This is a genomic window from Binatus sp. (SeqCode), from assembly GCF_035272065.1.
In the GTDB taxonomy this organism is placed as follows: domain Bacteria; phylum Desulfobacterota; class Binatia; order Binatales; family Binataceae; genus Binatus.
Genome location: NZ_DATEQZ010000059.1, coordinates 1 through 22,033 on the forward strand (window position 1 = coordinate 1; position 22,033 = coordinate 22,033).

At 57.7% G+C, this 22,033-nt stretch carries 18 protein-coding genes; 7 read left to right on the top strand and 11 right to left on the bottom strand.

Annotated elements, in window-relative coordinates; translation table 11 throughout:
* A partial coding sequence (locus tag VJX68_RS11470; protein WP_324095829.1) for an amidohydrolase family protein occupies window positions 1-909 on the bottom strand: 909 nt, incomplete at its 3' end.
* A gap of 64 nt (window positions 910-973) precedes the next feature.
* Between VJX68_RS11470 and VJX68_RS11475 the strand changes: the two genes are divergently transcribed.
* The 3 genes from VJX68_RS11475 to VJX68_RS11485 all read left to right on the top strand — a co-directional run bounded on the left by VJX68_RS11475 (window position 974) and on the right by VJX68_RS11485 (window position 6,673).
* On the top strand, window positions 974-1,459 hold the full coding sequence (locus tag VJX68_RS11475) for a hypothetical protein (RefSeq protein ID WP_324095830.1): 486 nt from the start codon (window positions 974-976) through the stop codon (window positions 1,457-1,459).
* Window positions 1,460-1,638: 179 nt separating this feature from the next.
* Window positions 1,639-1,947, top strand: a complete 309-nt coding sequence (locus VJX68_RS11480; RefSeq protein ID WP_324095831.1) for a hypothetical protein — start codon at window positions 1,639-1,641, stop codon at window positions 1,945-1,947.
* A 337-nt stretch (window positions 1,948-2,284) separates the two neighbouring features.
* Window positions 2,285-6,673, top strand: a complete 4,389-nt coding sequence (locus VJX68_RS11485) for a G8 domain-containing protein (protein ID WP_324095832.1) — start codon at window positions 2,285-2,287, stop codon at window positions 6,671-6,673.
* Window positions 6,674-6,798: 125 nt separating this feature from the next.
* Here the strand turns inward: VJX68_RS11485 and VJX68_RS11490 are convergent, their stop codons facing one another.
* The 5 genes from VJX68_RS11490 to VJX68_RS11510 form a co-directional block, all read right to left on the bottom strand.
* Entirely contained in the window at window positions 6,799-8,019 is a 1,221-nt protein-coding gene (locus tag VJX68_RS11490) for a SpoIID/LytB domain-containing protein (RefSeq protein WP_324095833.1), read from the bottom strand.
* Window positions 8,016-8,909, bottom strand: coding sequence for a DUF4922 domain-containing protein (locus VJX68_RS11495; protein ID WP_324095834.1), 894 nt, complete (start codon window positions 8,907-8,909; stop codon window positions 8,016-8,018). The genes VJX68_RS11490 and VJX68_RS11495 overlap by 4 nt, the downstream gene beginning before the upstream one ends.
* Entirely contained in the window at window positions 8,906-10,180 is a 1,275-nt protein-coding gene (locus tag VJX68_RS11500) for a glycosyltransferase family 2 protein (RefSeq protein ID WP_324095835.1), read from the bottom strand. The genes VJX68_RS11495 and VJX68_RS11500 overlap by 4 nt, the downstream gene beginning before the upstream one ends.
* A gap of 225 nt (window positions 10,181-10,405) precedes the next feature.
* Window positions 10,406-11,134 (bottom strand): N-acetylmuramoyl-L-alanine amidase-like domain-containing protein, encoded by a 729-nt coding sequence (locus tag VJX68_RS11505; RefSeq protein WP_324095836.1) that lies wholly within the window; start codon window positions 11,132-11,134, stop codon window positions 10,406-10,408.
* Between the two features lie 102 nt (window positions 11,135-11,236).
* Entirely contained in the window at window positions 11,237-11,812 is a 576-nt protein-coding gene (locus VJX68_RS11510; RefSeq protein ID WP_324095837.1) for a DOMON-like domain-containing protein, read from the bottom strand.
* Window positions 11,813-12,047: 235 nt separating this feature from the next.
* Between VJX68_RS11510 and VJX68_RS11515 the strand changes: the two genes are divergently transcribed.
* Window positions 12,048-13,505, top strand: a complete 1,458-nt coding sequence (locus tag VJX68_RS11515; protein ID WP_324095838.1) for an MptA/MptB family glycosyltransferase — start codon at window positions 12,048-12,050, stop codon at window positions 13,503-13,505.
* A 58-nt stretch (window positions 13,506-13,563) separates the two neighbouring features.
* On the opposite strand, the gene VJX68_RS11520 is transcribed toward VJX68_RS11515, so the two are convergent.
* A complete protein-coding gene (locus VJX68_RS11520) occupies window positions 13,564-14,235 on the bottom strand; it encodes a class I SAM-dependent methyltransferase (RefSeq protein ID WP_324095839.1) in 672 nt (223 codons plus the stop codon).
* Window positions 14,236-14,344: 109 nt separating this feature from the next.
* On the opposite strand from VJX68_RS11520, the gene VJX68_RS11525 reads away from it, so the two are divergent.
* Both VJX68_RS11525 and VJX68_RS11530 read left to right on the top strand, forming a co-directional pair.
* A complete protein-coding gene (locus tag VJX68_RS11525) occupies window positions 14,345-14,872 on the top strand; it encodes a VOC family protein (protein ID WP_324095840.1) in 528 nt (175 codons plus the stop codon).
* 65 nt (window positions 14,873-14,937) lie between these two features.
* Window positions 14,938-15,768, top strand: coding sequence for an enoyl-CoA hydratase/isomerase family protein (locus tag VJX68_RS11530; protein WP_324095841.1), 831 nt, complete (start codon window positions 14,938-14,940; stop codon window positions 15,766-15,768).
* Between the two features lie 46 nt (window positions 15,769-15,814).
* On the opposite strand, the gene VJX68_RS11535 is transcribed toward VJX68_RS11530, so the two are convergent.
* Complete coding sequence (locus tag VJX68_RS11535) at window positions 15,815-17,629, bottom strand: lipase maturation factor family protein (RefSeq protein WP_324095842.1); 1,815 nt, start codon at window positions 17,627-17,629, stop codon at window positions 15,815-15,817.
* A gap of 280 nt (window positions 17,630-17,909) precedes the next feature.
* On the opposite strand from VJX68_RS11535, the gene VJX68_RS11540 reads away from it, so the two are divergent.
* Complete coding sequence (locus VJX68_RS11540; protein WP_324095843.1) at window positions 17,910-18,527, top strand: hypothetical protein; 618 nt, start codon at window positions 17,910-17,912, stop codon at window positions 18,525-18,527.
* Window positions 18,528-18,652: 125 nt separating this feature from the next.
* Here VJX68_RS11540 and VJX68_RS11545 read toward each other — a convergent pair whose 3' ends face one another.
* From VJX68_RS11545 to VJX68_RS11555, 3 genes are all read right to left on the bottom strand, one after another.
* Window positions 18,653-19,081: a hypothetical protein gene (locus VJX68_RS11545; protein WP_324095844.1), complete on the bottom strand. Its 429-nt coding sequence runs from the start codon at window positions 19,079-19,081 to the stop codon at window positions 18,653-18,655.
* A gap of 131 nt (window positions 19,082-19,212) precedes the next feature.
* Window positions 19,213-20,028: a Crp/Fnr family transcriptional regulator gene (locus tag VJX68_RS11550; RefSeq protein ID WP_324095845.1), complete on the bottom strand. Its 816-nt coding sequence runs from the start codon at window positions 20,026-20,028 to the stop codon at window positions 19,213-19,215.
* Between the two features lie 193 nt (window positions 20,029-20,221).
* The gene (locus tag VJX68_RS11555) at window positions 20,222-21,973 is read right to left on the bottom strand and encodes a thiamine pyrophosphate-binding protein (RefSeq protein ID WP_324095846.1); all 1,752 of its coding nucleotides are present in this window, start codon (window positions 21,971-21,973) and stop codon (window positions 20,222-20,224) included.
* Window positions 21,974-22,033 lie beyond the last annotated feature (60 nt).

Genomic DNA, 22,033 nt, shown 5'->3' on the forward strand with positions numbered 1-22,033 from the left:
TGAAGTGCGGCTGCCCCACCCGTAACCCACGGAATGAAAAGTCGGTGAGATTTTCAGCTCGACGCATTTGGCCCAGAACGGATCGTAGTCATATTCGCTGTCGAGACCGAAAGTGTCCATCCAGTAGGTATAGCGAGCGGCTTCGGGAAACTCGCGTGCCACTTTCGGTATAGGCCGCCGGACATAACTGGCGACCATCGCGACTTTGAGCCCCAGTTGTTTCACAGCGTATTCGAGCTCTGCAATCGCCTCATCCGGAGTGTGCATCGGGATCACGGCGGCCGGAGTCAGGCGATCCGAAAACTCGCGGAACAGATCAGCTTTCATGGTGTTCATCGCGCGTGCACACGCACGTCGCAGTTCGGCGTCTTCGATGGCAATGGTGACGAGCCCGATTGTTGGATAGACAACTGCGTAATCCAGGCCCAGCTCCTCGAGCCGCTCATGCATCAATTTGGGGAGCACGGCGGTCGCGAGGTCCCGGGTGTTTCCCGCGGCATTGGCCCACCAGGTCGGCTTGAGAGTCCTTCGCGCGCGGCGTTCTTCGATTGAGAAGCTGGACCAGCGCGGGTCGATGACGCTGTCGAAGAAGGCAGTCCGGAAGCTTTTGGTCATTCGGCTTCCAGCCACCAACTTCAGGTATTCCATGAATACCGGGATCGCCTCGATCGTGTGACCGTCGGAATCGATGACTGGATGACCAAGGCGCGAGCGGATCGCCGCCGATTTTGATTCCATCTTTGTGCTCATCCTTTTGCTCCGGCTATTCACCAATGATTCGTGCCAAACGATCAATTCATCAAGCACCGCACAATACTGAGACTCGCGGCTCTGATTCATCGGCTTACTAAAGCCGCATCGCCAAAGTCCATCGAACAGACGGAGATGTCCCTTGCTCTTCGGGTTCACCGCGGTCTATGTGCCGGGCCAGCCCGCGCCTACGGATCCAAGTGTACGGGCGCTGGAGCAGACGATGGCCGGTCTGATGGCGGAAAACCTGCATACAGGATTAAACGAGAACCTGATGGCGGCGATGGCGGATCCGGTGGAAGAGTCGATGCTGCACATGGTCACGCTGGCCGACTCGGCACGCACGCCGACATTTACGTTCTTCGGCGATCTGAACTTCTTCTTCGAGTCGCCGCCGTCCGCTAGGGGCACCCTTCCGTTCGTTGGCATGGGCTTCGCCTGGAATCACGGTGATATCCAGCCCGAGATCGCGCGCACCTTTATCGGGATCGCCGGTCCGGGCGTCAGAAATCCCGGTGTGACCGACAGCTTCTTCTCAGATCATACCGACGTGCGCCCGACGATTGTGTGGCTATCTGGACTCACCGACGACTATGAGCATGACGGCCGCGTTCTGATGGAGCTGATCGCGCCGAACACGTTGAGCGGCCATCTGCATGCGCATCACGAAACGCTGCTCAGGCTTGGACAAACATACAAAGCAGATTAACGCGCCGTTTAGCCAGCTCGCAATGAGCAGGCTGGTCATCTCGACCAAGGCGCTCCAGATCGACGTCTACCGGAAAGCAGCTGTTCTTCACGGGGCGACGGACGATGAGATCCTGGAAGTGATCCACATCGCGAGTCTCCTATGCTGGACCTCCGCGGGCGGTCAACGCCGCTCACGCGATGGTGATCTATCTTTTCTACGACTCGGAACTAGAGGATGCCGGAAACAACGGAGACAATTGTTCGCGAGGCGACCACGACACCATGGCTTGGGATAACGGCAAGGCTGGTCCTGCTATCCTGCTTATCCACACTCTCCGCATGGATCACCGACCGGCAGCCAGACCGGTCGATCACGGCGGCCAATGGTTCCATCAGTTCAACGACAACGCGTTGTACAATTATGCGGTTGCAAAGGGCTACAGTACGCTGCCGCAAAGCCCCGAGCTTGCATACATGCATACAACGGTACTAGGCTTGCAAGCTTAGCGGAGGCGGCACCGGCGTACGACTTGAAGGAAACTATAGAGGAAGCGATCGAGAACGCCGGCGAGGCCGCATCACAAGGGGCGGCTTGACGTAGCGGCGGCAATGGCGACCGCGCAGTCACCTCCTGTTACCTCTCAAAACTTAATCAATTACGAATTCATTGGTCGTCTCGAATTCCTGGCGATAGCCTGCCTTCATGTCGATGCCGGCTTACAGGCAATATTAGAGCCGTTTGGCTCCCCGAGCTTCACGGCGCCAGTGAAACGCTATTTCGCTGGCTTTGGGTATTTACTAAATGTTACAAAATTGTTCCGGGTCATTTCGAGGGATAACAAAGATGGCGTGGGTTTCAACTGGTTGGCTTAAAGCGCGCTCGCGGCGAATCGCTCGATTCGTTTCAATTACAATCGTTTTCTCGATCGGCTTCATCTGCACGGTTTCTGCCGGCGGACCATCGCATTCGTCGAATCGCGCGTCGATTCCCGAATTCCTGGCATCCGCCAGTGACACATCGCTTTCGACCGAGCGCCGGCAGGCCTTCCCGACTGCGAACAATGACGATACATGCCCGGATGCCAATGGCGATCCGCTCGGACCCGGCAACGCCGCTGTCGACTTGGTGGTGAAGAACGGTACCTGCGTGGTGAACGCAGGTCCTCACATGTACCACAACATCAACATTATCAAAGGTGGAACGCTGCAGTTCAGCGACGCGGCGATCGACCTTTATGCGGCCAATATCATCATCGAAAACCAGGGAACGATGCGTGCCGGCAGCGTCGATACCACCACCGGCGTAATAACGCCGATCACCGGACCGCTAAGGATTCATCTGTACGGTTCAAATCAAGGACCGGGCGGCATGGGAGCGAGCTGCAAGACCGACGCGACTTGCGGCGTTCCCAATAAAGACGGCAACGACGTCTGGCGATCCAACGACTCGATGGAGATGTACCCGAAAGGTTGCAAGGAGACGAAAAACCTTGGGGAGGGCGGTGTCGAGGACTGCTTCTACCAATACGACCCGCTGCCTTTCGACAACGGTAAGCCCGCCGACAGCGACTTCGACCAGAAGGTCGGTTACTACGGCTACAAGGTACTAGGGGTAGGCTACGGCGCAACTCTTCAGCTTTACGGAAAAAAAGGCGCGACCTACGACACGATGGGCGACCCAACCAACACCGGCACGAGTTGGGTTCGCCTGAACAACTGCAATCCGGGCGTGAACGATCCTGCCAAGCAGTGCAATAAGGGTGTGCTGCAACCCGGCGCCAACACGCTGGTATTGTCGAAACCTGTGGACTGGCAGGTGAACGACAACATCGTCATCGCCTCGACCGACTATTTGCCGGGGCATGCCGAGGAGGTGCAGATCAACTGCATCAACGACTCTGTGAAATGCCCCGGAAAGATGACCTTCACGCCGGCGCTGAAGTTTCCACATAACGCGTCGGTTTACAGTCTGAGCAAGGTCACTGGTGGACAGTCGCCGACTGGCTGGACGTCGGTTGACACTCGCGCGGCAGTGGCGCTGCTGACCCGCAGCATTCGTATCGATTCCTATGGAGACACGGTAGCGACCCCCTTTCCGGCGGCGCCAACGCCACCGATAACCCCGGCCACCCAGGGCTACTGGTTCGGCGGCCACATGGTAATCCGCCAGGGATTCAAGGAGGTTCAGATCCAGGGAGTTGAGTTCTACCAGATGGGGCAGGGTGGAAAGCTCGGTCACTACCCGGTGCACTTCCACATGGCGCGCAAGGTTCCAAGCACTACTTTCGTGAAAGACAACTCGGTCTGGGATTCGATGACTCGATGGTACGTCCTGCATGCGACCCAGGGCGTGCTGATGGCGCGCAACGTTGGCTATGCGTCGATCGGTCACGGTTACTATTTGGAAGATGGCACCGAGACCGACAATAAGCTGTATGCCAACATAGGTGTCTTTGCGCGCGCTGCGGTCACCAATATTGAGAATCCCCGTAACGTCCCGGGCATCCTGGCGGCGCCCGACTATCCAATCATCGACCGGCCTCCCGAGAACGGCGGCCCCCTGCAGACTGGCCCCTCGGACGATGTGGTCCCCTACCATTCGGACTGGGACCATCCGACCGTGTTCTGGATCATGAACGGCTGGAACGATTTCGAGAACAACATGGCTGCCGGCGCGGGCACCTGCGGAGTCTGCTACTGGTTGCTGCCCGGTATCAACAGCGGCGGGTCACGGAACATGAACTGGACGTCCTACGCATCCGAACAACAGTTGCCAGACAAGAAGACTGACGGGGGCACTACGCCACTGCAAATCTTTACGGGCAACAGTTGCGTTTCCGCGATGTCTTCATTTCTGACAGTCGGCAATACGACGGCTTGCAATGGCGTTCAAATCGGGCCGAATCGAGACAACGCGGCGTTTCCGGTTTTGAACCAGTCGGCAGCGGTGCCCTCGTCGCTCGACTACAATCTGGCCCCGTCCTCAAAAAACATGCCGCCGGACAAAAACGGGTTCACCACCGACAATTACTATCCGCATATCGGCGGTGGCGGACGTTTCCCCACCAGATGCCCCGGTACGGGAGATTGCAGCAAGCAAAAAGTGTGTAGCAGTACGGATGAGTCGAACTGCGTAATCACTAACATCGACCACTACGCCAGCTCGTTCAATTGGCAGGCGACAAACTTCGCCGCAATCTGGCTGCGGCCGTTGTGGTACTTGTTCATCAACAGCGCCCTTACCGATGTGCAGAACGGTGGAATTACTTTCGTGACCGGAGGCGGTTACACGAAATCCGACGCCATCAACGGACATTGGGCGCTCGCCCGCAAGGACGTCTTTATCGGGAACACGCAAGATCCCGCAGCCAACAGTTTTGCCTTGAACGTGGGACCGTTCAACCCGGGGACCAAGCTGACGTGCGCGGAAGCAGTTGGTGTCGGCAAGCCCGGCAATTATTGTCTCGACGCGAACGACGGCATTTCGTTCGCGCTGGCCACTTTCGCCAATAACCAGCGCTTTTTCAGCATCTATGACGGGCCCGCTTACGAGGATTCCAACGCCTATCTCGATATCACGCGCGCGAATCTGCCTAACGACCCGATCCTGGGATGCAACCCTCAACCCAGCACAGATCCGTCTCCCGACCACAATTGCGCCAATAGCGTCTATTCGCAGGCCGGCAAGATGTTGGGGATGCCGTACGATTCGGTCAATAACGTCTGCTATCTACCTAATGCTGCCATCGCGTGGAAACAACCAAACGGGTTCTACTACCCGCCTGCTTTCCACTCGGACAATCTCTTCTTCAACAATGTCGATATTCGCCACTTCGTCATCGAACCATTATTCAAGCCGACTGGCCTCTTCGTAAGCGATCCAGTCCAGTCCAAAACGAGATACTGTACCTATGACCCGTCGATGTTCACGGGTTTTACCGACATCGATCGGCAGACGGAACTCAATGACGACGACGGGACTTTGACCGGGCTTGTTGGGCCGACAGCGCAGACCGGACTGGTAGGCTCGGTCTCGGTCAACCAGGACCCGTTCTTCAATGCACCCTTGCAGACTCCGGAGTGCCTGTCCGACGTGAACGTAACTCCTTCGAACTCTATAAGTAATCCAAAACTCTACGCGGGCACAGCGGTTACCAGCCCTTACGACTATGTGACCACGGTAGTATTTCCAAACTGTGCCGCCTCGGGAGCCAAGTGCGACGACGAGAACAAGAAGGACTCTATTTCGCCCTGGAGCGCTGACTGTACCAATCAAAATTGCTACGGAGTCCCGCTGTACAGAGAAAACCTGATTCCCGGAGAGATCGAGAAATCGCCGATGGGAGTCCCAATCCGGCTGATGGGTCAAGCCACTTTCCAGAGAAGCAGTCTTACGGTCAATAACGGCAGGTATTACATTGACACCAGTGCAAGCCTGGCGGCACAGAAGGCGGTCAATCCGCCGCAGAACAATATCAAGTTGTGGAACGTCTTCCGGAAGGGCGGCAAGTATTACGTTTTCCTCCTATTTGCCAAGCCCAAAACGGCGAATACTCCCGGCACGAAGCAGACCTATGACATATACGTCGGAACGGGTTTCGATCCGAAAGACAGTAACCAGCTCTGGTTGACGCAAGTAAACCTGCCAAGCTCTTACATCTTCAAGGACGAAGGGCAATTCCCACAAAACCAGGTGTCATACGACAAAACGACGGGTATCCTATCGGTCACTCTGGACATGAGCAAGTTACCAAACTTCGCCACCGAATACGCCGCCGAGCAGAAAAACCAATGCCAACCGTCGTCGTTCTGCCAATGGATCGCCAACCCGGAGATGGGCCAGGATAACTGTCAATGCGCGGCCTCCATATTCTCACCTCCGACTTCGACTTTTCAAACGGCCGAATGTACCAAGACTAACGGTATCTGCAGTTGGGCCACCGAGGATGTCAGCTGTCCCGCGGGCGGTTGTTACGGATTCGGCGTTAAACTGTCCAAGTTTGAGACTAGCGACAGTCCTCCGAACCCGGCGCCGCAGAACGTCGCGTGCCTGACCAGACCTGTTCCGCCACCATTGTCGCCTTACGATGTCAAATGGACTTTGACGACCAATAGTTCGGACTGCAACTACTCGACCACAAATCCGGCAAACTTCTGTACTAGTCCGACCGGCGCTGGTCCCGAAGACTCAGGCAGCAGTCCGGACGCAACCGGCCCTGATTACTCAAACTGAGGGCAGGTCAGTGGAATAGATTCCGACATCTTTGGTACCAACATCCATCAACCGTAGCAACTGACGTTCGGCCCGATTCCATGAGCCGCGAGTCGTAGGGACACCAGATGAGCGCGCGGCGCACATCAAACGCTGACGGTGGTCCCGCGATAGTAGTGCTGCAAGATTTGTGTGTAGGTCTTGCCCTCATTTGCCATAATCGCCGCGCCGATCTGGCATAGGCCGACACCATGGCCCCAGCCGGCGCCTATCAGGACAAAGCGGCCGGACTCCTTGTCTACGACGAATGCGGAGCTGTACAGATGCGTCCGCGATAGGGCGCGGCGAATTTCCAGTTCCTTGCCGATGATGAGGTAGTCGCGTTGCCCCGTGATCTTCAGGCGAAATATTCGGCCTGAAGGTCCGCGCGCTAGCGCCTGCATGTCGCGAATCGGACCAAGGTCCGCGCCTAGCCTTGTGCTGATCAGATCGCCGAGTTCTTCGGGCGTGTACGCAACCCGCCAGCGATAAAAATCCCGGGTCTCCTGATCGAATCCCGGGAGAACACGTGAGAGAAGCTCCGAATCGGTCGTACTGCAGTAAGCAGGCGGGCTTGAACGTATCCATGCCTCAGGAGTGTAAGAGCAGGATTGCGCCGGACCGTCGTAGATAGATTCAAGATAGGGAATATCTTCATGTTCCCAGGCGGTCGCATAGCGCTCGGTTATTCCGCCACAGCACTTGGAAAACCGTGCGTCGCAGATAGCGCCTTTGTAACAGAGAAACTCGCCGGCCGTCGCGCGAACCGCTTCGGCTGCAGCTGGCGAGAATGCTTTGGTGATGCCCTGATACCGCTGGCAGTGGTCGTCGGCGCACACGTCGAAATCCGGATGCGCTTCGCGGCCGTACCAGCGAAGGATTTCGTGAGCATCGAGACTCTCACTTTGCGATTCCACTGAGTGAGAGGGGTTTGCTTTGGGAAACCACAGCCAGCTGCGCGAAATCACCGCGTGAGCTTTCAGCAGTTCGAGCGGACAGCTTGCGCTCATTTCGGATGAAATCACGCTGGCGACGTAGTCTTCGAGCGAAAGATCATTGATCACCGTCAGCCGGGCTTCTCGTTTCATGAGGCGAAGAGCCCCGCGGAATACCTGGCGCTCCTTGCGTTCCCAATGAAATCCGATTCCGATCGTGACGTCGTCGAGCGCAAACGCGCACGATGCCAGGTCCGACGGAGTAAGTGTAACTTCTGAAGTAAACCTGTGGCGCCCGGGGGTGTACGGCTTGCCGAGAGTGTCAGTGAAGGTACCCGTCAATTCGACTTCGACAGCGGATTGTCCTTCGAGCAGTCCTACCGATACGTTCAAGGCTTACTCTCCAGCTTGCGGGCGACTTCCTGAAACTGATCGTCAGGCAAAGTGACTTCTCGGAAAATCGCCGCAATCGCATCACCTGCAATTCTTGCGAAATCATGCGCCAGCGGCACGACAAATATTCCGCACAAATCAATCGATGCCGGACTGACCATCAGTTCGCCCGTGTGAAAGACCTGTGGCCGATGTTTTCCTCGCGGAAACAGATATGTGACCCACTCACCTCTCTCATGAAAGACCGCGATGTTGACCAGCGGCTCCGGCCGTTTGCCGGTCGTTTCCGCGAGCAGAGCGATGGCACGATCCACTCGATCGATCAAAGCGGATCGATCACGTCCACGAAGCATGAACACATTTCTTCCGTAATTCGGAACAGTGACGCCGGTTATTCCAGCCGTGTCGTTCTCGATCGGAAACAATCCTCGCAAGCCTGCCTGAAAGTGCAGGTGGTCTGGTGCGGACGCGCCGCATTCGGGGCCGTTGTAGATTACGAAATATCCGGGGAGGGCCGCAGCGATGTCGAGCATACTTCCGAACTGGTTTGCGATGCGCTGCGAGCCGTGTTCTCCGTGGGCGATTGTCAGGTGATGATCCACGATAGGAAACGGATTGCAGTAGACCGTGAAGTCCCCATCGAACCGCACTCCCTCCTCCTCCGAAGGCAGATTCTCTGCGCATAGGAAGCAGGGGCGTTTGGCAACCGACTCACGGTCGACCGGCGCCGTTGTGCTGGCCATACGATGGGGAATGTGACGGACGTAGATGTCGAACCAATCGATCCGTAGCGGCCGTGTCTTCGCCCGCGCGAGGCCTGCAACGCCTTTCGCGAGTTGCGGCCATGCACGCGTCTGCCGTTTGAACAGTTCTTCTATTTCGTGGATCATCGCCGCGCTCGAGCCTGAAGCTCGATAGTACGGAGCCAGTCCTTGTACAGATCGTATCGATTCGCAACCTCAGGGGGCAGGGCGCTGTCGCTATTGCCTTCCCATCGACGGCAAAGATAAACGGACTGGTAGATGCGGCCGATCTCGTAGTCGCGGCTGATGCGCAACGCTACGGCGTAATCCTCGCCATAGCTGACGTTCGGAAATCCGATACGGCGCAGAACCGACGTGTTGAATGCGCGCGGCGCGCCAAGACCATTGATGCGGAGTGCGTTGTTTCTGCCGTTCTCGCGACTCCACTCGCGGTGATCGATTAGACCAGGCGGGATCTCCTTCAAGGAAAAATCGACCATCGTATAGGAGCCTATGACCATCGCATAATGTCCAGCTTCAAGTTCTGCGACAATCCGGCGAAGGACGCCGTCGTTGAGGTACAGGTCGTCAGAATCAAGCTGGATGGCGTATTGTCCGCAGTGCGTGGAGTAAATCGCCTCGTTCCAGCATCCGCCGATTCCCAAGTCCCGGCGTTCGGGAACGATGTGCTTAACCCGCGAATCGCCGATGCCGCGCAGGATTTCTGTCGTCCGATCGGTCGAATGGTTATCGACAACGAGCACATTGAATTCGAAATCGGTGCCTTGGGTGAGGGCGCTTTGCACGGCGTCGAGAATCGTGCGCTCGCGATTGCGAACCGGGATGACGACGCTGACTTTTACCGGAAATCTTTCTGCCGCGGCGGGAACGTTCTCGAAGCGGGGCGGCAACCAGGCGCCGATTCGTTTGAGATGCGCCGTTGCGATGCGCTCCATCTCGATCTGGTAATCGCGATTGCGCAGATCCACATAGTCGAATTGCTTCTCACCCGTCGGCCGCGCGTCAATCGTCGACGCGCTGTACAACGGTTCGGGAATCCGGATGACGGCGTGACTTTCCGAAATCCGCAGGCGCAAGTCGTACAGGGCTCCCCGTTTCCAGGTGCTGTCGATTCGCGACTGACGTGCAGCCTGAACCGACACGGCGACTACCGGGCCGAAGTCGAAACCGTCGCGGATGCTGCCGCGTTGATAGTCGATACGAGGATGGCCTGCTGCGTCGGCATAGACCCAGCCGGCGCCGGCTTCGCGGATGACCTGCGCCATTCGATCGAACAGGCGCGGCCCGGGCTCGATGTTCACACGCGGGTCGCCGAGGAAGAGGACATCGGAATTGGCGGCGTCGAGGACGCGCTGAATAGTCGCGGATGAGTGGTCCTGTGGGTAGACGATGTTCACGAAAAGCTGATTCTACACCATATGTTGTGGTTTGGAGCCGGAGGTACCACCAGGGGTAGTTTCGTCAAAAACCATTTCGACGGGAAGCGGGAGTCGCCCGGTTGCGAGCGAGCCACGCGAGTGTCGGTCATCCTGGCATTTATCCATACCGTCAAAGTAGCACGCCTAACGCATCGATATCAGGCTGGAAAGTTCATCCCCAAAACTGAGCCAGCGGCGTCATCTTTAGCCTCCAACTGCAGCGCGTCGCGACGACGGTTGTGACCGCACGACGATGACGCCAGCCATCCGATTTGCCTTGAGAAACTCGCTGAGTTCCTGTTCCATGGCATAGCCTTGGCTGCGCGACGCGTGGCGCATAAGGACTCTTTCGCCATCGCGCACGATGATGCCGGCATGAAACACGTCGAGATGCTTGCGCGTCGACGCAAAAAAAATCAGATCACCGGTTTGCACATAGCGTTCGAGCCGAGGCGCTGAGCGCTTCGGCACGCATCTTATGCGAGCCGTATGCGGAGCGAGTCCCGGTACGATATTCAGAACGCGTTTCCTGATGAGTGTTGGGACGGCCGGTATTGAAAGCGGCCTGAATATTCCCTCGCGTATATTGTTGCGAATCCATCGGGTCATGTAGTGGTTGCGTCGTCGCCATTGAATGCGGCCGCGTTCATAGCGAATCTTTCGCAGCCACCCGACGAAGTCATCGACGTTCGAAGCGCGGGCGAGCGCCACGACTGTTTCGATGTATGTCACGCAGTCGAATCCATCGAGGGAGGCCGTGAACACTTCAGGTGTATCGGAGGAGCCGGTCAGCGGATTTGATCTGTAGGGACGTCCAAGGAAACGGCGGGAGAGAACGTCGATTCGGCTGCCGATGGAACGGTGATGCTTCGTTTTCGATAGAAGCTGCTCCACGCGCCGCCGGTTGAGACCTCGTGGTTGCGCGTGCTTCATCAGAATTAATTTTAATGAAACCCACCGCGGGTTTCATGCTTCCTTGAGCAGGGGTGACCCCTGCACCCAATCTCAAGAGAAAGATGCGGGACTTCATCCCTGTTAGAACTTCTTTTGCGGGTCTGGGGGCTCAAGCAGCAGGGCGAATCCGTCGGCGTTGTGAAAATCCGGTTTGTCGGTTGGATGGCGAAGCGCCCAGTACGAGAATCCATCACTCGCCTCGATGACCGCCGAGAGCCCGATGCGGAGAACCGCACGCGGGTGGATGGCAGACAGACTATCAAGCCGGACAATGGCGTCGAGCTCGAGCCGGCTGTCGGTAGAGCGCACGGCGATTTGCGGGCGCATCGTTTCGTCCGCAATGGGACCGCCGTTGCGATAGCCGGATAAGGCGTAGAGGGTCCATTCGCCCGACGGCGCGAAGTTGAACTCGTGATACGCAGATTGCCCTTCCAGCGCGACGAAGGCCTCGAAGCAGGTGTGGTGCCAGAGCTCTGTGCCGATGCGCGGCAAAGCCGGCGAAGGGATCAGGATTCGGGGAATATCTCCGTCGAGGCGGAAGGTCATCTGGAGTTCTGCGCTTGGCGAGCGGCGTACGAACACCTGAACGGCGCGCACTGCCCAGGGGCGTGTCGACGGATGGCACGTGAGGTCGATCCAGTGTTCGGCGGAATGCATCTCAATTCAATTGATAAACGATCATCGTTGTTTGGTCTTTGTCGCGAACCAGATTGATGATGGCGGAGATTTCTTTCAATTTCTCCCGTCACGCTAACCACGATTATCATGGGCTGGCAAATTCGCTGTTCAGATCCTATTTTCGGTTGCGACCCGCCGAAGGGCGCTTCACAGGACGAATGATCAATTTCTTCCACCGCAACCGCCTCAGCGACCACCGCGGGGTTCTGCCGAGTTGAGTGAGCATCAAGAGCCTTCGGTCGGCGCCCCGCGACGGCAACTAGCCGGCCTGGGGTTGCTCATGGCGCTCGCGTTTGCGGCTCTGGGGTCAGGCCGAATCACAGACACCGGCAAACCAGTATCCGAGTTGAGCCGATGGTTTGAGTTGCTTCTGATGGCAGGCGTTTACTGGCGCGGCTACCTCGTGATGCGAGTGGCGGGTCCCAGGGCCCTGCCAACGGTCGTAATTTTCGGCGGAATCTTCGCCCTCCTCGGCCTGGTGCTGCCGCGATTCGACTCGCGCGACTTGTACCTCTACGTGAATATCGGCTGGATGCAGCATCATTACGGCTTGAATCCGTACACCCGTCTCATCTCGGCCGCACCCGGCTGGCAGCATGATCCAATGTTCGCAAAGGCCTGGGTGAAGATGCCTTCCTTGTATGGTTCTCTCTTCACGCTCTACACCCGGCTGGTCGTCGCGATCGGTGGAGGTCACCTGTTGCGCACGATCATGCTCTTCAAGCTGACGGCTGTGGCAGCATATGCAGCGGTAGCGATTCTGATCCGCGTAATCGGAATCAGAGTCGGCCTGGCGCGCGTCGATCTGGCGCTTTTTCTCTATCTTTGGAGCCCGGAGATCTTAATTCATGAGCTGGAACACGCTCACAACGACATGTTTGCAGCGGCCTTCGTCATGCTCGCCATCTGGTTTGCTGCGACGGATCTGCCTTTTCTGATACTGCCGATGATCGTAGCGGCGGTGCTGATAAAGCCCTTCGCCGAGGGAATCCTGCCGTTTGCTTTTTTCTACATGGTCAGGCGCCGGGGATTGTTCCCCGCGCTTTACAGCGCTGCGGCGGCGGCTGGACTTTTTGTTGTCTGCACTCTTCCATTTCGATGGGATTGGACGCCGCTGCCATGGCAAATGTTTGTAGGCACTCTGTTCAGTCCGAACTACTCACTGGCGTCGTCCGCATACTATGTGGTTGACGCTGTGAATCGATTGGCTCCGTTGGGAGCGGCGTACCGATGGGTGACGCACGGTGTGATCGCTGCGTATCTGCTCGCAGGTGCGATTCTGCTTGCCGCTGGTGTGGTCCGCTTTGCGGAAAACCCGCGGCCCTCGATTCAGAATTTCGCCCAGGGCGCCTTGCTGGCGCAGCTCATCGCGATTCTGATAGCGCTGAGCGATTTTTATCCGTGGCACCAGTCCACCCTTCTGCCGGCGGCGCTCGTTCTAGCGCCGGGCAATTGGTTGCGGCAGCTCGCGATCGCGTTGTCGCTTACATGGTTGTTGTATTTCACGAAGATCGGCGATTTGATCATTCTCAACGCGCTCATCATGACCGCTGTACCGATGGTTTGGATCGGTCTTGCCAAGTGGACAGACGTCAAGTCCACGTTCTTCGATGCCGCGTGGCTAAACGCCCGCAGAGAGCCCGTAGTCTCGCAAGGAACTGACAGGGGTTGAGCCTTCGCTTCGACGTGGTGAACAGTTTTTCGCTCTCCAACTTCTTCACTTACTGTTTTCAAGTGCCCCCTCGTAGTGAACCTGTGGAGCCGGCAGTCGGCCGGCAAATGTAGAGCACGTGGGGATAAGGCAGAAAATCCACCATGCTGTGGTGATGGACGCTGAAGCCGCTTGCGCGAAGCTGTGCCATCAGTTGGTCCGGAGCCCAGTAATGAACCGGGGTCCGATAGTCCATCAGCTTGTCCAGTACCCACGTGAACAGCCGCTTGTACCAGGGGCGGTCGGCGACGTCCTTAATAAGAAAAACGCCATCCGGCGACAGATGCTGACGTACCCAGTTGATGAGCGTCGGTACCGACTCGGGTGGAATGTAATGAACGATATCGAGCATGTAGGCGGCGTCGAACTTCTGCGCGGGCGGCAAGTGACGGGCGTCGCCATGCTGGAACTGCACATTGTTTGCGCCAAGCTTCGATGCGGCGGCGCGGGCCATTTCGATCCGTTCGTCGTTGAGGTCGAAGCCATGCACAACCCGGCCTTTCTCGGAGAGGGCGAAAAACAGCGCGAACAATCCGAACCCGCATCCGATATCAACGATCAGCCCCGTGGCCGGGAGATACTGACCGATCTCGGCAAGAAATCTTTGCCGCAAGATGTAGAACCGAACGGTAACGTAGGCACGCACGATTACTGAGTCGTAAGAGTCGATAATGTCGCGGATTTCGGACATGGATAACGTTGTCCCTAGCACAAATTCCAGCCAGTAGATCAGGACCTCGACCAGACGGACGCACAAATGTTACAAGCAAACCAATCGGGCAAGGAGGTGCAGGAGACTAATGTCGCATCAGGGATTCTCCCACATCGGGCTCTCGACGCTGGACCTCGACAAGACTCGCGAGTTCTACGAGGGTGTGCTTGGCTTCAAGCCGGTGCGCTGCGACACGATCGCGGTGAAAGAGGGCGGCAAGATTCGCCACATCTTTTTCGATACGGGACGCGATCAGTTGATCGCCTTCATGGAAGCGCGCGGGGTCCCCGGCGTTCCCGCCGAATACGACGCAGGCATCAACCGCGGGCTTGGAGTGCCGAGCGCGTTCTATCACTTCGCTTTCGAAACCGGCAGTGTGCCGGCGCTCGAACAGAAGCGCAGCGAGTTGCTTGACAAGGGCGTCAAGGTCAGCGAAATCGTTGACCATGACTGGGCGAAATCCATCTACTTCAAGGATCCCAACGGGATGCAGCTCGAGTATTGCTGCTACACGCGCGAGCTCAACGACGATGACGCGCGGATGCAGGATCGCTTCGAGGCATCGATTAAAGGGATGGGCCTCGACGAAGAAATCGATATCGCGCCGAAAAAGTAACGCGAGGGGTCGTTTCGCGCCCGCATGGAGCGGCGTCCTACGCAGCAGCAGGAGGTTTTGTCATCATGGCTACCGACTACAGCGATTACGAATTCCTCAAAGTCGAAGTGGCGGAGCGCGTCGCGACGATCACGATCAACCGGCCCGACTCGCTCAATGCGGTTAACAACGTAGTTCATCACGAATTGGAGCAGATCTGGATCGACGTGCGCGCCGATCGCGACGTCAACGCGATCATCCTGACCGGCGCTGGACGCGCTTTCTGCGCGGGCGGCGACGTGAAGGGAATGGCCGGCGGAAGTCTCGTGCAAGGTGGCAGCAAGGGGAAAGGCCGGGGACGCGGTCCGATTACGGCTTCCAACGGGCGCCGGTTGGTTGACAATTTTCTCGACGTTGAGCAACCCGTCATCGGCGCCATCAACGGCGACGCGATCGGCTTGGGCGCGACGCTCGCTTTGCTTTGCGATATCACCGTCGTCTCGGAAAAGGCGCGCTTTGCCGACACGCACGTCAAAGTCGGGATCGTCGCCGGCGACGGCGGCGCGGTCATCTGGCCGCTGCTAATCGGCCCGCATCGCGCCAAGGAATTCCTGATGCGCGGAAATTTCATTAGCGGCGCCGAGGCCGGCCGTATCGGTATGGTGAACTATGCGGTTGCGCCGGAGCAGGTGATGCCCAAGGCGCGCGAGCTCGCGCAGGAACTGGCAGATGGCCCGACGCTGGCGATTCGATGGAGCAAGCTGGCCGTCAACAAGTGGCTCAAGCAGCAGTCCAATTTGATCATGGACGCCTCGCTCGCTTACGAGATGATGACCTTCAACACCAAAGATCATCAGGAGGCTGTCAAGGCGTTCGTCGAGAAGCGCAAACCCGATTTCGTCGGGAACAAGGAATAAGTCGTAGCGAAAGCACGCACGCTGAACCGTGATTCCTCGAGGGAACTCACGACCCGAGAGCTATCGCGGGATAATAGATTCCTTCCGGCTGCCTCACCCACCACGCGCCCGTGGTTCTTTTTTCTTCAGGGCTGGAATAGCGATAGTCGTAAAGCAAGGCCCTCACATAGAGAGGCGGCTTATGAGGGAACGGGTTGACTCCGAGCAGCGCCGTCACCTCCGGCGAATTTTCCAGCAACCGCTGCAAGAACAGCGAGAACCAGGGACTTTCCGAGGCCGTCCCCAGGGCGGCAAACCACATCTGCCAGTCAAGGCGCGGCTGGTGCGGAAAGTTCCATCGCGGCCGCCGCATGACGTCACCCGGTTTGTATTTAAACCCGTACTCGCGCCAATGGACGCCATCATCCGAGCCCTCGACAATGATTTCCGGTAGGGTCGTGGTCATCACGGCGAACAGACCGTAGGTATTGACGAGACGCAGCGGCGCGATTTGTTCGTTGACCCACGCGGCCGGGGCTGAGATTCGGCCGCTGAACACCGCATCAAGCTGTGCAAGACCGATTAGCACAATCAACAGCGCGAACGCTGCGACGACATAAGAAACGATTTTCCCCGGGTTGACATCGCGGACTTGGTGTTGCACGAACCCGGTCACGCGAGCAGGAAGAACCTTGCGCAGCGCGGCATCGTCAAACAGCACCAGGCACAAGGCCATCGTAAGGAGATTGAAAAAAGCGTAATTGCCGGTGAGAAGGATCACCACCTGCAAGAACAAAGTGCCGCATGCCGCGATGAACCTCAGCCGCCGTGGAAAGAAAATCAAAAACGGCAGCGCCAGTTCTATGACAAACGTCGCCACCGTTGACGCTGTGAGCACAGCCTGCGGCAGGTGATGGGCGTACCAGGCCAGCGGTGTCGGCAGCGGCGCGGTCTGAAAATAGTAGGCGAGCGCGGAGAGGTTAGCCCACGTGGGATCGGCGCTCAGGAGCTTTACCGCACCCGAAAGAAACATGAAGCGGAACAGCAGCCATCGCAGCAGCCAGATCCCCGGCCTTGTCGCCATGCTCAGAACAAGCGCAAGAAAGCCAGATTCGAGCAAAAGCGCATCCCACTGAAAGCCCATGAAAGTCTGACCCGCGTAAAACAGCGAGAGATAGAGCGTATAGAGAAAGAATAGGCTTAAACGCGGCAGAACGTTGAAAATCAGGAGCAGCGACAGCGCCGCCCCCGCCCAGCAAGTGGCCCGAATGGCGAAATCGCTTTGGTCCAGCCAGAACACCATTGGGACTTGCCAGTAGCTTGCCAAGCCGAGCTGGCTCCGGGCGGCGCCGGCGAATTCGGATAGCGGCAGAATTCCGTGGCTGCCGATCAATCCCAACGCCTGCACGCCAAATGAAACGAAGGCAACAAGATAGATCAGTCCAATGGCTCGGAGAAACAACCAGGAAATCAGCTCGAAACGCGGTGGTTCATAGTCGCGCCCCCATAACCACAGGCTGGGGCGGTAAAGTGCGGAACGGTGCGAAGCGACAATCGGGTACATGCGCTCGGCAATCGCAGCAAAACTGGGAAGATGCCGATAAAGCGTCAGCCAGAAGCCTTTGCCGTTCGCGTGACTTAAGGTAAGGAAAGCGGCTTCGGCGCCGCTCGCGATTTTCCCGTCGGGCGCTATGTATTGGACGGCGCGCTGGAATGCGGCCAGAGGAATTTCCGGATATTGTGCGGCGACTTCCTGGTAAGGCGCATAGGTCACGCGGTCACCTGTGAGTCTCTGCCAATAGCGCACCCAGTAGACGCAGAACCCGCAATCGCCGTCGTAGATCAGGAGCGGCTGGCGGCGGAGGGCGTTTGTTGTTTGCATGACGCCCAAATTATGCCTGAAGAGTCAAAGAAGAAAAAATTCAATGTTCCAGGTTTAGGGAATTGTCTTGAGCCGGACCGGCGCAAGTTGTGCGGCGATACGTGTTTCACGGTGGCGCGAAACGAATCACGCGTGAGTCTTTCGGATACATTATCGATCCTTTGGGAGATATGCTCAGGACTCAATACCCTTCGGTGCACTGGTTTTTTTGACATCGATCTTTGGCAGAAACCTTGCTTAAAATTGCGGCAGCCTCCACGCGATCGCGAGGTAAAGGCAAATGCTCTACATGATTGGCGGCGCTCCGCGTTCGGGGAAAACCACGGTTGCGCGACGGATGCTCGCTGAGCATGGAGTCCCGTACTTTTCGATTGACACTCTAATCGCCAGTTTGGCGAGCGCGCAGCCTGAACTTGGAATGCGGGTGAGCGATCCTGCGCTGAAGCGGATGGAAATAGTTTGGCCGACGATTCGCAAGGTCGCCAGCGATGTAGTGCAGAGCGGCGACGATCTCCTGCTAGAAGGCGACGTGATTTTACCCAAGCATTTGATTGAATTCGGTCACAGTACTAACACCGGCATCAAGGCATGTTTCATCGGCTATGCGGACGTGGATCCGGTAAAGAAGCTGCGCGCGATTCGGGAGCATGCCGCGGGCGGAATAGACTGGACGGAGGAACTCGACGATGCTCGTCTGCTCAATCTGATCGGTGAGCTTCGCACCTTCAGCGAATACCTGCGGCGCGAATGTTGCCACTACAAGATTCGCTATTTCGACGGGTCGACGTGTTTCGCGAGCGCGATCCGCGACGCCAAAGCCTATCTGCATTCGGCCGCCCAGCTCGAGCACCTGCACGCCCCGCCATCTCGTCAATCCAGCTTGCGCTTGCCATCGTAGGCAGGGCAGTTTCGCGTCACCGCCGGGCTCTGCGGCTTCTTTCGCGGCGCGACATTGTCCTCCGGTCGCCGTTTTGAGAGCTATCAAAAGCCGAAGGCGCGCTTAATGCGGCACCAGGGCGTCATTCAAGGACTCAGGCTGCTCAATTTAGCGATTTCGCTTGTGATAATATTCTTCTCTTCTGCGATCTTTCTCTGCGCATCCTGCACAAAGGCAAAGTCGGTGGTCGCTTCATTCAGTGCCTTTTGAAAGATGCTGACAGTCTCGCGCGCTGAAGCCGTATCCAGAACTGCTTGCGCATTCGCATTGAAGAGGCCGGTCAATTTTTCCCGCATCGGCGGCGAACCATTGTCTGGAAGAGTATTCAGATAATTCAGGCAATCGATGTATGCCTGGCGTGTTTGTGCTTCATCGAAGATGGCCCGGTCCAGGCGCTCCTGGGCGGCCTTAGCCTCGGCCGCTGCTCTTTCGATCCGTATTCGGCATTGGGTCAAACGCCGGTCGCTTGCTGACACTTGTTCCGTCGCAACCCTCAGCATTTCGTTAAAGGTCAAGAGGCGCGTATCGCAAGGCATGGGATTTATATGCCTCCTTGACCGGATGACTCCTCCTACACGCGCGCGATCCGGATCGTCACTCTCCGATTGCCGATAGATCCGTTTTTCATTTTGCCCCGATTTCCGCCTTATTCTCTCATTTCAATTCGGGCATCCGGCGAATTGCGATTCGACCTTTGGCTATGCAGGTGACCTACTCTCGGAAATTGAGGTTGTGCCCCAGCTCTTGTAAATGAGCCATGCGTTTTATGCGGTGGGTTGCTGATCGAACGCTCGATCTTATCCAAGCGCACAATCATCTGCCGGCCTTGACGAATAAGCAGACGCTCACGCTCGAATGCGGCAATATGTTCGGTGACTCTTGGCCGTGTCGCACCCACCAGGCCGGCCAAGTCCTTGTGGCTGAAGGCGACTCGCAAGAGGGTGCCGCGTGACTCTGTGACTCCGAAGATCGAACACAATTGAAGAAGTGTAAGTAAAAGACGCTCGCGAAGGACGAGGCTCCCTCCGAAGAAGCGATACCATTGCATCAGATTGTTTTCGTGGAATTCTCTTAAATCAGATCTGGGCACATCCCTGGTGATGACGTCGAATTGGTCCCAGCTCACACTACCGACCCTGCAATCGCTATGAGCCTCGCATCGAAAATGCCACCGGTTGACGGAGAGAGAAACAAACTGAGGGATCGGACCGGGCGCAAGCAAGGCGATGGTTACGCGCTGGCCAGCCGGGTTCATGCAAGTGATCCTCGCCACCCCCTTCAGCAGGACATGGACACCAGCCGCGAGCGACTCTTCAGGGAGGATGAGAGCACCTCTTTTGAAATTTGCAGGGTTGAGGCGGCTCACGAGGTCGTTGAGTGCCAAGGGCGAAAGAAACGACAAAGATTCCAACCGATTCAGCAAGTCGAGGTCGGTGCAAGTCGCGGTTTTCCGTCTGTCCATTTTCCTTTCCTTTCCCCCCGACTAAAGCGCCCATCGGAGTAAGGCAAGGGCCATACCAATCAACAGCGGCTGCGAAATGACTGTTTGCGGAGCTTACGCAACCGGATTTTCCGACGGCATCATAAGCAGCTTCTTGCGTCTCAAAAAATGTCTCCAATGGAACCAGTCTTGAAATCCTTTGGAGACACTCTCTTCAATCCAGCTTGCGCTTGCCGTAGTAGGGCAGCGTAGTTTCTCCGCCGGCGTCGGGCTTGGGCTTTTCCTTCGCTGGTCCGGAAAGGCCGGCGCTGTACATCGCGAGAGTGCCCGGCTCGATCACGTCGCGGTCCGTGACGATGTTGAGGCAGGCGGGCCGTCCCGAATCGAGTGCCCGCTTGAGCGCCGGCGCGATATCCGCCGCGCGCTCGACCAGTTCGCCCTGGGCGCCTAGCCCCTCAGCCGCGCGTTCGTAATGAACCATCCCAAGCTCGGTCGCCATGGTGCGGCCTTTGCCCCACATCAGCTCCTGCCCATGCTTCGACATCCCCCATTGCTGGTCGTTGTTGATTACGACGGTGATCGGCAGGTTGTTCTTTGCGGAGGTATGGAATTCCGAGAAATTGAGGCCCGCCGATCCGTCGCCGACGATGCAGAAAACCTGTTTGTCAGGATGTGCGGCCTTGCACGCGAGTGCGAACGGGAGGCCGGTTCCCAGGCATCCGAGATAGCCGTGCGTCAGGAATCGTCCCGGGTGGCGCGCCGTCCACGCGTTCGACATCCAGGCGGCGGTCTCGCCGCCGTCGGCGACCACAATCGCGTCGGTGCTCAAGGTCTTGGCGATCTCGTGCACCATTCGCGCCGGATGAATCGGGCCGGGTCCGTCTTTGAGCACATCGTCGAAGCGATGGCGCATCCCGTTGCGAACCGCGCTCAACCGCTCGATCCATTCCTCGTGACGATCGAATTTTTCGTTCTTCGCCGTTTCGCAGACCTGGCGCAGGAATTCGCCACAATCGGAAACGATGCCGAGTTCAATATTCCGGTTGCGCCCGATCTCCTCGGGCTCGATATCCACCTGGACCACGCGTGCATCGGACGGAATCACCGAGTTGCGCCCGCCGGTGAACAGCCCAATCCGCGTGCCGAGCAGGATTACGAGATCGGCATTGCCGCCGCTCTTCGCATGGAGATGAATCGCGCCGAAGCCGCCGAAGCATAGCGGATGCTCCTCGGAAATCGAGCCGCGCGCCTTGGCGTTGGTCATCACGGGGGTGTTGGTAAGCTCGGCAAAGCGCGTCAACTCCGCCGCGGCCTGCGCGAACCATACTCCGCCGCCGGCGAGGATAGCCGGGCGCTTCGCCTCGCGCAGCCATTTGAGCGCCTGCGCGAGCGCGGCTCTGCCCGGACCGGCGGGGTCCTTGGGCCGATAATTTTTCGGAAACTCGACTCGCTCCTCATCAACGCGCGCGAACAGCACGTCAATCGGCAGCTCGAGGAAGACCGGCCCGGGGCGGCCTGAGGTCGCATGGCGGAATGCGGCGGCGAGGTATTCCGGAATCCGCTCAGTATGCGTGACGCTGCGCGCCCACTTGGTGATTGGCCGCAGGATGCCCATCTGATCGACCGCTTGCAGCGGCAACTTGTCATCGTCGGCGAGTGGGCTTCGGCCGCCGATCAGAATCATCGGGATCGAGTCCATGAACGCGTTGGCGACTCCAGTGACTGCGTCCGTGACACCCGGCCCCGCTGTCACGATGGCGACGCCCGGACGCCCGGTCGTGCGCGCCCATCCGTCAGCCATGTGGGCCGCCGCCTGCTCGTGACGAGTGTCGATCACGCGGAAGCCGTGTGCAGCGCAGGCGGCATAAATCGCATCGAGATGGCCGCCATGGAGCGTGAAAATCTCGCGTACGCCCTCGTGCTCAAGGGTCCGAACCAGCATCTCGCCGCCATCGATCTTTGCCATTAGAACCTCCTTGCCGTCCGCGCTATCACGCAAGTACCGTGCGCGATCCTTGTTCCAGCT

Excerpts from the sequence above, each read along its gene's own strand:
- VJX68_RS11475 (WP_324095830.1), top strand. The coding sequence starts at position 974 with ATGGCCGGTCTGATGGCGGAAAACCTGCATACAGGATTAAACGAGAAC.
- VJX68_RS11480 (WP_324095831.1), top strand. The coding sequence starts at position 1,639 with ATGGTGATCTATCTTTTCTACGACTCGGAACTAGAGGATGCCGGAAAC.
- VJX68_RS11485 (WP_324095832.1), top strand. The coding sequence starts at position 2,285 with ATGGCGTGGGTTTCAACTGGTTGGCTTAAAGCGCGCTCGCGGCGAATC.
- VJX68_RS11495 (WP_324095834.1), bottom strand. The coding sequence starts at position 8,909 with ATGATCCACGAAATAGAAGAACTGTTCAAACGGCAGACGCGTGCATGG.
- VJX68_RS11505 (WP_324095836.1), bottom strand. The coding sequence starts at position 11,134 with ATGAAGCACGCGCAACCACGAGGTCTCAACCGGCGGCGCGTGGAGCAG.
- VJX68_RS11510 (WP_324095837.1), bottom strand. The coding sequence starts at position 11,812 with ATGCATTCCGCCGAACACTGGATCGACCTCACGTGCCATCCGTCGACA.
- VJX68_RS11520 (WP_324095839.1), bottom strand. The coding sequence starts at position 14,235 with ATGTCCGAAATCCGCGACATTATCGACTCTTACGACTCAGTAATCGTG.
- VJX68_RS11525 (WP_324095840.1), top strand. The coding sequence starts at position 14,345 with ATGTCGCATCAGGGATTCTCCCACATCGGGCTCTCGACGCTGGACCTC.
- VJX68_RS11530 (WP_324095841.1), top strand. The coding sequence starts at position 14,938 with ATGGCTACCGACTACAGCGATTACGAATTCCTCAAAGTCGAAGTGGCG.
- VJX68_RS11535 (WP_324095842.1), bottom strand. The coding sequence starts at position 17,629 with ATGCAAACAACAAACGCCCTCCGCCGCCAGCCGCTCCTGATCTACGAC.
- VJX68_RS11540 (WP_324095843.1), top strand. The coding sequence starts at position 17,910 with ATGCTCTACATGATTGGCGGCGCTCCGCGTTCGGGGAAAACCACGGTT.
- VJX68_RS11550 (WP_324095845.1), bottom strand. The coding sequence starts at position 20,028 with ATGGACAGACGGAAAACCGCGACTTGCACCGACCTCGACTTGCTGAAT.
- VJX68_RS11555 (WP_324095846.1), bottom strand. The coding sequence starts at position 21,973 with ATGGCAAAGATCGATGGCGGCGAGATGCTGGTTCGGACCCTTGAGCAC.